An 11,426-nucleotide genomic window follows, 5' to 3' on the forward strand; every position below is an offset into this window, starting at 1 on the left:
GAGCCACTCCATCGGGTCGATCAGAGTCATGGTGATGCCGTCCCGCACGATCTCCTGGACGCGGGAGGGGAGGCGGCAGCGCTGCCCGCCGGCGGCGCCGGTCGCCTTGTGCAGCTCGCACGCCAGCGTCGACACCGCCCGCACCCCGGCCGGGGGGACGGGCCGTCCGCGCCGGTAGGTGACACTCCACGTGCCCGGCTCAGTGTCCGGGCGGGCGATGTCCTGGCACAGCGGCCAGCACGGGCCCTCGCGCCGGATCAGCCAACGGCCGTCTTGCACGGTGTAGTCGGCCGGGTCGACCACCGCCCCGTCGACGCGGACGGTGGTGATCGAGTACACGGGGCCGGGTAGCTCCACCTCGCACACCGGCCCGCACCCGCACGTGCCGATGCATGTGCAGCCGCCCATGTTCACCCACCGCGCGCCGAGCAGGACGGGCCTCATCCATCCGCCATCGGCTACGGCGCCGCCGTCGAGGCAGCCGCGCCGGCACGGCCGCACGGTGTCGGTGCGCAGCCCGTACCGGCCGGCGGTCAGCCGCCACAGCAGCTCGGTTGCGACGTCGGCCGCGGCCGCCTGCGCGGCGGTGTAGTCGGCGGGGTCCGCCGGCCACCCCGGGCACCACACGGGATCAATCGGCCACCGCTCGAGCCCGTCCACCACACCCCTCCCCTCGGTGTCTCTGCTGGTGTAGGTTTCGCGCCAGCGGCCCCGGGGCCGACGGGCGTGCCGCGAGGGACACACCCGTAACCCCCGGGGCCGCCGGGGGTTACGGGAACGGGATGGTGATCTCGTCTTCCGCCGCGGACAGCGGGTTAGCCACGCTCCACACCCGGATCGTGTACGTGCCGGGCGTGGTGTAGGCGTGGCTCACGGTGCCGCCGTCGGTGGCCGGCCCCGCGCTCGTGGTGGTGTCGCCCCACGACACGGCGGTCAGGCCCCGGCCGTGGTTGTCGACCGTGAGCCGCGCCGTGTTACCGCTCGCGTCGCCGGGGTCCTCCGCGACGGTGATCGTGGGCGCCCCGGGGATGGGCACGGCCGCCTCACGGCGCGCCCGGTACGGCCGGTGCGCGTCCCGCACGGTCACCGTGTAGACGCCCGGGTTGGTGTAGGTGTGCGTGGCCGTGCCGGTCGAGGCGCCGGCGGTCTCGGGGGAGGCGTCGCCCCAGTCCACGAGCACGGGCCCGTTGCCGTGGTTGTCCCACTCCGCCACGATGCCGAACCCGCTGGTGTTGGGGGCGGCCTCGAGCGCGAGAGACGGCTCGTCCGGGGGGAGCGGGATCGTGATCGCCCGCGTGGCCTGCACGGTCGGGGTGGCCACGTCGGTGGCGGTGATGGTCTGCGGGCCCGTCCCGGAATAGGTGTGCTCGACGGTCGTCCCATCGGCCACGACCACATCCGCGGCGGCGTCTCCCCAGTCCAGCGTGACCGGCCCGAACCCGTGGTTGTCCACTCGCACCCGGACCGTGTTGCGCGGCGTCTGCCCCGCGACCCCGGACACGTAGAGGTCGGCGGGCTCGGGGGTGGGTCGTACGAGCTCCTGACAGCCCGCCTCGACCGCCGGCGGCCGGACCCCCGTCGTGACGAGCAAGAAATCGTCGGAGGGGCGTAGCCACCCCTCGGGGAGCCGGTCGGGCACGCCGTCGACGTTGACCACCCGGTACGGCCCGCGCCCCCACCGCGACCCCTTGCGGGTGCGCCCGTTCAGCGTGAACGAGACGAGCCCGTTCTCTATCGTGATCTCGCCGGGCGCGGTGCCGCGCATGGACGGCAGGAGGAAGTACCCCCACTGGCCGGAGCCGCCGCCGGCGCACGCGTCCTCGCCCTCGACCTTGGCATCCATCCACAGCTCGACGGCGAACCCGCCGTCGACGGCCAGGCGGCCGCCGCCGCTGAACCCGATGGTGATCCCGTTCTCGTCGCGGATGGGCTGCCACGACGGCATCATGAGCGTCACCAGATCGGGATCAACGCGCCCGAACACGATTTCGAGCGTCCACCACTTGATCTCGTCGTCGCCCTGCTCGGACAGCAGCAGCTCACCGCCCGCATCACGTTCGGTGGTCTCCTCCCCCTCCTCCACCTCCGGCGAGATCGTCGCCGAGACGTACCCCTTGGACACGACCATGCCGCACGGCCCCCACACGGGGTAGCCGCAAGCGTCGGTACGGGTGACGCGGATACGCCGCCCCCGCAGATAGGTAGGCGCGATCGCAGGCACGGCTACCGTCCCCCCCTCTTCTTCTGACGGCTCTGCGCCGCGTTCTCGGGCGCGGCCTGGTCCTGCGCCGGGCCCGCCTGGTGTCTGTCCTGCGCGTCGCCGCGGCGGCGGGGAGCGTCGAGGTCCGGCCACGCCCACGGGCCCGACTCGTCCGCGACATGCCCGACCCCCTCGACTCCCTCGACGTCGACCCCCTCCGGGATCGCGAAGCTGGCCCACCGGCCGTCGGTGCGCACACCGACCTGCGCCGGGTCGTCGACGCGCTCGAGTAGCTGCCGCGCCACGTCCCCGACGAGCTCGGGCGCCGCCGGGATGATCCGGATCATGGTGTCCCCCCTGTGGTGGTCTGCACGGCGAGCAGCACGCAGTCAGTCGTCACGACGTAGTCGCGCTGCGCCCGCACGGTCACCTCGTTGTTGCTCGGGTCGAATGCGCCGGTCCGCTCGGTCGCCGGGGTGACGACGGGCCCGCGCCGTACGACCACGGGCCCCGTCGCGTACATCCACGCGGCCCCGGCCCCGGGCGCCGTCCCGCTCGGGGACGTGCCGGGGTAGCCTGCGCCGGCCGCGATGGGAGTCCCGAGCACGGTGGTCAATCGCCCGGCGCGGTCGTCCCTCACGATCTGGTCGGCGGCCGCCAGGTGCGGCACGAGCCACCGCGGCACATGCAGCGTGCCGACCGCGCCGAACATCTCGCCGAGATCGCGCTCAAGCGCGGCGACCGCGTCGACCAGACCCACGGCCGTCTCCGAGCCGGTCGCCAGCACCGCGGCCGGTACGGCGAGCTGGGTGGTCCACACGTGCCGCTCGACGGCGGTCTGCTCGCCGAGCGTGAGCCGGTCAGCGGCGCGGGTGCCGGCGTCCTCGACCATGCCGGGCAGCTTGCACGCCACGCCCGCATAGACCACGAATCCGTCGGCGGTCGGGTAGGTGACGCCGGGCGGGACGGTCATGGTGTGGTCGCCCGGGTCCTCCGGGCACCATCCGCCGATCACCCCGGCCTGCGTGCACCCGTCGGTGTCGTACTCCACGCCGAGCAGCCACCGGCCGGGCGCCGCCGCCTCAACCGACGCGGCCGAAAACAGCCCGTACGGCAATTGCGTGAGCGGCGGGTTGTCGACCGCCACGCGCGGCACGATTGGTGTTGTCACAGGTCACACCCCCTCTCCTGGGGCCGGGCCCCACCCGTCGCGCGCGCCGGGGGTAGTAGGTCCGGCCGGGAAATGTTTCCCGGCCGAACCCACCCCCCGCGGCGCGGGGGGTGGGGCGGGTCAGGAGTTACGGGGTGGCGCAGGCCACGGCCACGCCGGCGCCGACCGCGCCGTTCGGACAGACCGGGATGGTGACGCGGTACGCCTGGAAGCAGCGCCGCATGACCGCAACGCCCTCCTCCGTGAATAGCGACGTGACCATGTTCTCCGTCAAGCTCGCGTGATCGTAGACGCCGTCCAGCCGGATCACGTCCTGCTGCAGGCGCGTGAAGGTGCCGGCCGGGTAGATCAGGACGTCAGCGGTCCCCGGCCACGCCGTCGGCGGCGTCGCCCCGCCGAACTCGGTCGGCGTGCCGGTGATCGCGTCCTGCCAGTCGTACACCCACTGGGGCGCCACCCCGCGCCCCCGCAGGTACTCATCCAGCACCGCGTCCGTGGTGTTGATCGCGTTGTAGCCGGGCTTCTTGGCCAGGTCGGCGCGCAGGATGCCGCGCAGCCACCGCGGCGCGACGAGCTCGATCGTGGTCGAGTCCGGCAGCCGGTGCCGGTACCGGATGTAGGTCACCTGCAGCTCGACGGCCGAGAGCACCGTACCGATCGCGCCGGGCCCGTGCGGGTCGACCACCGGGGCCGTCCCGGTCGGCGCCGGGATCGTGACGTGGGTCGACTCGGCCGCCATCTTGGCCAGCACCCACGCATTCAGCTTGTGCGCGTGCGCGGCAAGGGCGCTGTCCATGAACGCGGACACCATCTCCGGCCATCCGCGCTCGGTCAGGATCGGCGTGCGGATGCACAGCCCGTCGACGTCAAGCCGCACCTCCGTGAGGGTGGGGCACGCGATCGTGTAACAGGGCTTCGTGGTCCCGGTCTGGGCCTGGGCCTCGGTCTGGTGGAAGCCGAGCCCCGTCGAGGAGTAGACGGCGGCGAACTGCGGCGCGTCCGCGTACCTCACGCCGCCGCGCGAGGTGGTGACGGTGGGCAGGTCGACCATGCCGTCGGTGCCGGCGGTCGGGCACATGTCGTAGAGCGTCTCCGAGGGGGCGCACCAGCCGCCGGCCGCGACCAGCGTCCCGCCCGCGAGTTCCTTCTCGTTCGTGATCTTGTCCCACATGTCCCAGTCGTTGTCGGACCGGTACGTCAGGGGCTCGGGCGCCTGCCGCTGCACCCGGGCGATGGACACGTGCGCGGGCTGCGTGGAGCGGCCCGCGATCGCCGACATGCGGTCAGCCATCGCCCGGCACATCTGATCCCACGTCATGGTCGCGCCGGCGGGCACCCCGGGGATCTCGGCGGCCGCGGTGATCGTGTACGCGACGCGGTCGGCGCGGTCCTGCTCGGCCGTCCGGGCGGGCAGCGTGGACGACGGGATCGACGACAGCCGCACGGCCGGCGCGGCGGCCCGCCGCCCCGGGACCGGCGCGGCGCCGGAGCCGGAGGCCATGACGGGTTCCGGCGCGGTCTCGGCCGGGGCCTGTGTCTCCGGGGCGGCCGTCTCCGGCGTCGGCGCGGCCTCGGCGGGGTCGCCGCCCGTACCGGGACTGGTGGCGGCGGGGGCCTCGGGCTCGGCCGGCGGCCGCGCGGCGTCCAAGAGGGCGGCGGCTGCCTCGACGCGCGCGGCGGCGTCGGCGGTGGCCTGCGCGGTGGCGGCCTGGTGGTCGGTGACGGTCGAGGCGAGCGCGGCGAGCTGCTCGAGCTCGGTCACGGCCGCGTCGTCGAGCTGCTCGCCGCTGCGGACCTCGTCGAATCGGGAGATGATCGCCGACTGCAGGTCTGCCAGGTCGCCGGCCTCGGCCAGGATCGCGGCCACCTGCTCGGCGCGCGCCGCCTGGTCCTCGGTGCTGTGTGCGGCGAGGAGTCGCTTGAGAAGTTCAGACATGGGGTGCCCCTCCGAGAGCACGAAACAAGATCGCGCCCCCGGCCCTGACACCAGCAAGGGCAAACCGTCGCGCGGGACCGGCGGGGCTGGGAGGCCCTGACACCGTCGACCAGCCGATACCGCCCGCAATGGTGATCAGCATAGCCCCACGACCCCCGCACAACGGGTGATTACGGGGCGTGCCGCGCCCGGACGGGTCCCGGGGATCAAGGGGCGTCGGGGCCCGTCCGGGCGCGGGATCAGGGGCGGGCGGGCTGCGGCGAGAGGATGCCGCGCAGCCACGCGGCGGCCGCGAGCTGGATCAGGCTCATCAGGGGTGTGATCTGCTCGGGCGTCCAGTCCCAGCCGAGCGCCAGCGCCAGGGCAACGAGCGCCTCGGCCGCGCCGACGATCGCGGCCAGGACCCGCGACCCGTTGTCGGTGGTGCGGGTCGCCCACGCTGTTACTACGCCGGCCAGCGCGATCACGGCCGCGTTGATCAGCGACACGACCGTGTCGGACATGGGCAGCCACGTGACGGCGGCGAGTTGCACGGCCGAGCTGATCAGCGCGAGCAGGATGGGCGGCTCGGCCGTGAGCCGCATCCGGGGCCGCGGCGTGGCCACGGCATGCAGAGATGTCATGCGGTTCCCCCCAAAGTCGGGCCCGCGCCCCCGGGCACGGGATCAGGTGTAGGTGTGTGCCGGGGTCAGACCTGCGTGACGGTGCCCCCGGTCGCGTCGGCCGCGGCCTGCGCCTCGGCCTGGGTCGGGTAGGTGATCACCGTCCGGCCATCGGGGCTCGTGTACTGCCACCGCGTCGGCGCGCTGGCCGTGACCGTAGAGCTGCTGGTGGTGGTACGGCTGCCGCAGTTGCAACCCATCGTGTTCCTCCTCGTGAGTAGGGGTCAGGCCGCCCATGCCCATTTCAGGCAGTACGCGTGATTACGGATGATCACGGCGTAGCCGATCCACGCGCCGGCGACGACGTTCGGCATGGTGTAGAACCCGGCCACGTCCGCAGCCACGCGATAGCGGTAGACCCGGGGGATATGCCACTTGAGCTTGGGCCTCATTGATCCTCCGTGGTCTGGTCAGGCGGCCTCGACGTCGTCGAGCTCCTCGGGCTCGTCGAGCTCGGCGGGCGGGGCGTCGACACCGAGCGGCATGTGAGTCCGCTGGTCGCCGACCGCGAGCGTGACGGCGTCGAGCTCCACCGGGATCGGGTCGACCGGGGGCGGCAGCGGCGCGTCAGGGTCGGCGTAGGTGAGGGTGACGTGCGGCGTCCACCCGTGGTCGATGGCGTAGCTGACGCCGGCGGCGGCGAGCTCGGCCGTGACGGCGGCCTGCAGCATCTCAAGGCCGGGCACGTCGACCGGCACCCACACCGGCCGGCCGTCCTCGCCGGGCGGGAACGCGGCGATACCGCCGAGCAGGCCGCTCAGCCGCGCGATCGTGGACGCGGCGCGCCGTACGGCGCCCTCGGCGGTAGCGAGGATGTCGTCTGGGACGTCCTTGCCGAGGTAGGCCAACGTGACATGCAGGTCACCGCGCGGCAGCCCGCCGTCGGGTACGGGGATCTGCTCGGCCACCTCCGCCGGGATCATCACCGCAACCATCGCCGCGCCTGCGACGTCGGGCGCGGCCGCCGTGACCGCCGGAGGCTCCTCGGGCGGTGGGGCAGCGGGCGGGGCGGGGCGGCCGAGGGACGCGGCGGCCCGCAGCGCCCGGGCGCGCCGCACGGCCGCGGCCGCGGCTTCCGCGCGGGCCGTCAGGTCAGCCGCGGCGTCCGCGCCGACCTCGCGCCGTAGCCGGTCGTCGCCGAGCTCGGCCCGGAGCCGCCGGGTGACCGCCGCGGCGATCGCCTCCGGGTCGACCCCCTCAGCCGCCCGCACCTCGTGCACCAGGTGCGGGCGGGTGTGGCACGAGTCGCACATGCGCCCGGCCGCGATCAGCGCGGCGCCGCTCGCCGCAACCGGCTCCCGCGGGATCGGGAATCCGGGGGTGTTGACGCCGTGCGCCGCGATCAGCCGGTGTTTGCCGGCGATGACGCGCCAGTCGCCCGACAGCGGCGCCCGGAGCAGCTCGGCGACCTCGTGCTCTCCGACGGCGGGGAGCAGAGATCCAGAGACCCATATCCCGTGCTCGTCCTCGCCGGCGCGGACGGTGGCCACGGCGCGCGTGGTGTCGGCGTAGTGCGCCATGGCCGCGACCGCGCCGGCGCTGGTGTCGGCGTGGTCGCCCGCCAGGGTGATGACCCCCGTCGGCAACACCTCGCCCTCGGCAGTGCGGACGGCGTTGACGTGGAAATACGAGTAGTCGCCCTGCGGGGCGCGCGGCGGTGGCGTGCACCGTCCTGGGTAGGACACGTGACACGTCTCCCACAGCGCCAGATGCCCGTACACGCGGCCGTCGTCAGTGACGGTGATCGGGGTGGGGCCCGACAGCCCCGGGTCGGCGTACCAGTCGGCCGGCGGCGCGAGCGGCCCCATGTCAGCCACGAGCGGGCGCACGGGCGCCTGTTGCATGAGGTCGGCGGGTGCCGTCACGTGTCCCCCCACGGTCCCGGATCGCCCGTGTCCCCCCGGATCGGGCGATTCCATCATGGATCATTGCAAGGCGGATATGCGGAGACCACGCGCCGGGCGTGGCGTCACGAAGCGGCAACGGCGCCCGGCCATGCCGAGGAGAGACCCCCATGCCCGCAGGCAACCGCGCGAGCGGTCAGGCGGTGTAGTCCACGACCCCCGAGTGGGGGGCGGCGCGCAGGTAGGCGCGGACCCACAGCAGCCGCAACGCCCGCGACCGGGGGTCATCGCCCACGTAGGGGTTTGCCTCGGCCACTGGCAGGCCGCGCGAGCCAGCAAATCGCCCGGCCACTAGCGCGTCGCGTCGCTCCTGCTCGGTGAGGGTCACAGCTCCAGTCCCCGGCTTGATTCCCGGCGCCGTCGTGCGGCGCGGCGGTCGCTGTCGCGGCCGAGAAGATCGGCCCTGAAGTCAAGGTACGGCACCCGCGGGTGATCCGACCACCAGCGGCGTAACTCCTCGGAGGCGTACTTTTTCGCCCTCGACTCCGGGCCGGAGAAGAGGGTGATGGGGTCGATGCCGGCGGCGACGCCGGCGCGGTTGAGCAGCACGCCGCGGGTCGCTGCTTCGGCTTCGAGGTACTGCACGTACACCCATTCGTCGTAGAGGCGCCGCGCGACCTGGTCGAGGGACTCGCCCTCGCGCCGCTGCGCGTTGACCGCGGCGCGGCGTTCCTCTCGGTCGAGCGCGTCGGGGTCGAGCCCGTGCACCTCGGCGTACGCGTCGCGGTACTCCCACCCCTGCGCGATCAGGTCGGATATGCGGCGGTCCTCGTCGGTCTCCTCGATGGCGTCCCACGCGCCCCACCCGTCCTCCGGCTCGGCCGGCGCCTCGGCGGGGGTGTCGGCGGGCGGGGCGTGGTCGGCGGCGTCGCGCCGCTCCATCTCCTCGATGGCGCGGCGCGCGAGCTCGTCATCGCCGCCGTTGAGGGCGCGGGAGTACAGCGCGGCGAGGTCGTCGTCAGTCAGGCCCGTCAGATCCTCCGGCGCCCCGCCTTCCTCGCTGGCGGGAGCGTCCGCGGGGCGGCGTTGCGCTTGGGAGGCTTGGAAGCGGGCGTACTGGTCCTCCAGGTCGGCCAGGCGGCGTAGCGCGTCCTCTACCGCCTTGTCGTCGCGGGCCTCCCGCGCCGCCTTGAGATCCTGCTCGGCCCGCTCGATCTGCTCGGGGAACTGCTCGCCGGCCTCGTCCTCGTCGAGGTACAGGGCGGTGCAGCGGCAGTTGATTACCTCGTGCGCGGGCCCCATCGGTGTCCCCGGGAACGTGAGTTGCGCGTCGCCCACGTCGAAGGGCTCGAGCTCGGGGCGGATCTGCCCGTCGGCGCGGCGATGCGACCGGCGGATACGCGTGTCCGGCTCGGGTGTGGCGAGCCACTGCCGCCACATCGGCTCCCCGCTCGCCTCCGACCACGCGACCGCCCCGGCGTAGGCGCCGCCGTTGAGAGCGCCCATGGTCTCGGTACGGGCGATACGCCGCGCGTCCGGCTGCCACATCCGGTCAGCGTCGGGGAGCTGGTCATAGATGCCGCGCAGCTCGGCCCGGGCCCGGGCCCGCTCCCACGCCGGCCGCTCGGGATCATCGCGGATCTTGCGGAGCTCGGCCGCGCGGGCGCGCAGCGCACGGGAGGGGGCGGAGATGTCGAGGACCTCGCCGAGCCGCGCAACCATCTGCTCGAGATCCTCGCCGTTCTGCTGCGCCTCGAGCAGCTCGTACCTGACCTCCTCGAATACCCCGACCTGCGGCCATTTCCGGGGCGAGAGCCGATCGTGAATTTCGCTCATGTACGCCTCGCGGAACCGCTCCACGCTTAAGATCGCGTCCCGGGCCGTACGAAAGAACGCTTCACCCCACGCGGCCAGCAGCCGCGGCAGGATCAGCGCGTCGACCAGATCGACCCACACCCCGCCGTCAGGCCACACCCCCGCCAGGTCCGGCACCACCCCGCCGGAAGCCACCCGCGCCCCACCCCCGCCGGCGCGCTCGACCTCGGGCAGCACCGCCGCTCGGACCGCGCGCAGGTACTCGGCCATGGCCTCGACGACCGCCGGCGTCACCTCCGCCTCGACGCGCGCGATTCGCGCCGCGTGGTGCATGCGCCGCGTCAGCCACGGGTCCGGCCTGCTCGCCCACTCGGGAAGGTCAGCCATCTACACGGGACCAGCACTATCGGGTAGGGCGATCCCCTCTCGTTCGGCCAGCTCTCCGAGAGCCTGCGGCCAATCCACGAATCGGATTGCTCTGTCGTCGATGTAGGCGACAGCGGGGAGCTTGCGCGGTGTAACCAGCACCCGAGCGGGGTCATCCCAGAACACCACGGACTCATCAAGTCCGTGAACAGCCGGCACACCGCGTTCGGCGAGCCACGCGGCGACCGTCTCGGCGTCGCGGGTGGTGTGGACGAAGACGGCGACGCCGCGCGCCATGAGGGCGCTGATCGCGTCTAGCGCGCCGGGGACCGGCTCGTCGTAGATCGTCCCGTCCTGCCAGCCGTGCCGGTAGGCGTGGATCACGCCGTCGAAGTCGACGGCAACGGTAGCCATTGGGTCTCCTCGTGTCTGTAGGTAAGGCCGAACTCAGGCGATGTCTGCGCACTCCGATTGGGCTAGGGCCGCCTCGAGGTAGCGCCGCTGGTGCGGGCGGCCGCCGAGGAGCAGGGCGCGCACATAGTCGTCGACGAGCTGACGCACGCACGGCGTAGCCGCCAGCGCCGGCACGTCCGGATAGGCGCCGGCAAGGATGTGGTCGAGATCGTCACGCTGTACCGCTAGGTGCCGGTGTACCTCGGCGGGCGGGATCTGGCTGTACTGGCCACGCTGCGATCGGGGCTGGGACCGCACGAGACGGCGCCCGGCGCGCTCGAGCGCCTGCACGGTGGCCATCTCCAGAGTGGCCAGCAGCCACCGCCGCGCGTCTCCGGCGTCCTCGCGGGGGAGCACCACGCCGGCGGCCGCCGTCGTCGCCGGCGTGGCCGGGAGCGTGGCCCCGGCGTCGGAGGCGGGCAGCTCCCGGCGGTCCTCCTGGGGCGGCGCCTCGACGGCCTCGACGGTGGCGCGCTCTCGCACGACCACCTCGGCGGGTGCGGTCCCGGCGGGGACGTCGATACCGAGGCGGGGGAGCAGCATCGGAGCGAGCGCCGGGTGAGCCACGGCCAGGCGCCGCGCCAGGATGCGGGCCCCCTCCTCGCGGTCGGGCAGGTCGTCGAGGTCATAGCCGTACTCGCGCAGCAACGCGGCATCGGACAGCAGCCCGCGGTCGTGGAGCTCGAGCGCTTCGCCCCGCCCTTGCCGACGGGTCAGCTCGGACGTGTCGCCGAAGATCGCGTACTCGTCGGGGTCGCTGACAAGGTCGGCGATCGCGTGCCGGTAGACCTGAGAGGTGATCGCCTCACAGAGCAGGGTCAACAGCGGCGTGACATGCACATTCACGCCGCTCTCCTCGATCTGCCATGCGGACCAATGGTTGGAGTCGCCGAGGCCAAGCAGCAGCTCGGGCGGCAAGTCGAGCCCGATCGCCAGCTTTCTAACGGCGCGCTCCTCGGCCGGGCCCACCGCCGCGTCG

General features: G+C 73.4%; 12 protein-coding genes. All 12 read right to left on the bottom strand.

Features of this window, described 5'->3' with window-relative positions; genetic code table 11:
• Positions 1-660, bottom strand: a 660-nt coding sequence (locus D5H75_RS40465) for a hypothetical protein (RefSeq protein WP_206781986.1), incomplete at its 3' end; no start/stop codon positions are given.
• 109 nt (positions 661-769) lie between these two features.
• Positions 770-2,128, bottom strand: a complete 1,359-nt coding sequence (locus D5H75_RS40470) for a hypothetical protein (RefSeq protein WP_119931944.1) — start codon at positions 2,126-2,128, stop codon at positions 770-772.
• A gap of 95 nt (positions 2,129-2,223) precedes the next feature.
• The gene (locus D5H75_RS40475; protein ID WP_119931945.1) at positions 2,224-2,547 is read right to left on the bottom strand and encodes a hypothetical protein; all 324 of its coding nucleotides are present in this window, start codon (positions 2,545-2,547) and stop codon (positions 2,224-2,226) included.
• Complete coding sequence (locus D5H75_RS40480) at positions 2,544-3,371, bottom strand: hypothetical protein (RefSeq protein ID WP_202638996.1); 828 nt, start codon at positions 3,369-3,371, stop codon at positions 2,544-2,546. Before D5H75_RS40480 ends, D5H75_RS40475 begins: the two co-directional genes overlap by 4 nt.
• A gap of 127 nt (positions 3,372-3,498) precedes the next feature.
• On the bottom strand, positions 3,499-5,307 hold the full coding sequence (locus tag D5H75_RS40485; protein ID WP_119931947.1) for a major capsid protein: 1,809 nt from the start codon (positions 5,305-5,307) through the stop codon (positions 3,499-3,501).
• A gap of 239 nt (positions 5,308-5,546) precedes the next feature.
• Complete coding sequence (locus tag D5H75_RS40490) at positions 5,547-5,930, bottom strand: hypothetical protein (RefSeq protein WP_147425478.1); 384 nt, start codon at positions 5,928-5,930, stop codon at positions 5,547-5,549.
• 65 nt (positions 5,931-5,995) lie between these two features.
• Positions 5,996-6,169 carry a DUF7196 family protein gene (locus tag D5H75_RS42545; RefSeq protein WP_202638997.1) on the bottom strand — a complete coding sequence of 58 codons (174 nt, stop codon included), beginning with the start codon at positions 6,167-6,169 and terminating at the stop codon, positions 5,996-5,998.
• Positions 6,170-6,193: 24 nt separating this feature from the next.
• Positions 6,194-6,361 (bottom strand): hypothetical protein, encoded by a 168-nt coding sequence (locus tag D5H75_RS42550; RefSeq protein ID WP_202638998.1) that lies wholly within the window; start codon positions 6,359-6,361, stop codon positions 6,194-6,196.
• 18 nt (positions 6,362-6,379) lie between these two features.
• On the bottom strand, positions 6,380-7,834 hold the full coding sequence (locus D5H75_RS40495; protein ID WP_202638999.1) for a 2'-5' RNA ligase family protein: 1,455 nt from the start codon (positions 7,832-7,834) through the stop codon (positions 6,380-6,382).
• A 363-nt stretch (positions 7,835-8,197) separates the two neighbouring features.
• Positions 8,198-10,015 carry a hypothetical protein gene (locus tag D5H75_RS40505; protein ID WP_119931951.1) on the bottom strand — a complete coding sequence of 606 codons (1,818 nt, stop codon included), beginning with the start codon at positions 10,013-10,015 and terminating at the stop codon, positions 8,198-8,200.
• Complete coding sequence (locus tag D5H75_RS40510) at positions 10,016-10,408, bottom strand: HAD family hydrolase (protein ID WP_119931952.1); 393 nt, start codon at positions 10,406-10,408, stop codon at positions 10,016-10,018.
• Positions 10,409-10,441: 33 nt separating this feature from the next.
• Positions 10,442-11,426: hypothetical protein (locus D5H75_RS42555; protein WP_202639000.1), on the bottom strand; the 985-nt coding region annotated here is incomplete at its 5' end.

Origin of the sequence: Bailinhaonella thermotolerans (genome assembly GCF_003594875.1) — a bacterium.
In the GTDB taxonomy this organism is placed as follows: Bacteria; Actinomycetota; Actinomycetes; order Streptosporangiales; family Streptosporangiaceae; genus Bailinhaonella; species Bailinhaonella thermotolerans.

Bases quoted from the DNA above. Each gene is read 5' to 3' on its own strand.
- D5H75_RS40470 (WP_119931944.1), bottom strand. From the start codon at position 2,128: ATGGTCGTGTCCAAGGGGTACGTCTCGGCGACGATCTCGCCGGAGGTG.
- D5H75_RS40475 (WP_119931945.1), bottom strand. From the start codon at position 2,547: ATGATCCGGATCATCCCGGCGGCGCCCGAGCTCGTCGGGGACGTGGCG.
- D5H75_RS40485 (WP_119931947.1), bottom strand. From the start codon at position 5,307: ATGTCTGAACTTCTCAAGCGACTCCTCGCCGCACACAGCACCGAGGAC.
- D5H75_RS40490 (WP_147425478.1), bottom strand. From the start codon at position 5,930: ATGACATCTCTGCATGCCGTGGCCACGCCGCGGCCCCGGATGCGGCTC.
- D5H75_RS42545 (WP_202638997.1), bottom strand. From the start codon at position 6,169: ATGGGTTGCAACTGCGGCAGCCGTACCACCACCAGCAGCTCTACGGTC.
- D5H75_RS42550 (WP_202638998.1), bottom strand. From the start codon at position 6,361: ATGAGGCCCAAGCTCAAGTGGCATATCCCCCGGGTCTACCGCTATCGC.
- D5H75_RS40505 (WP_119931951.1), bottom strand. From the start codon at position 10,015: ATGGCTGACCTTCCCGAGTGGGCGAGCAGGCCGGACCCGTGGCTGACG.
- D5H75_RS40510 (WP_119931952.1), bottom strand. From the start codon at position 10,408: ATGGCTACCGTTGCCGTCGACTTCGACGGCGTGATCCACGCCTACCGG.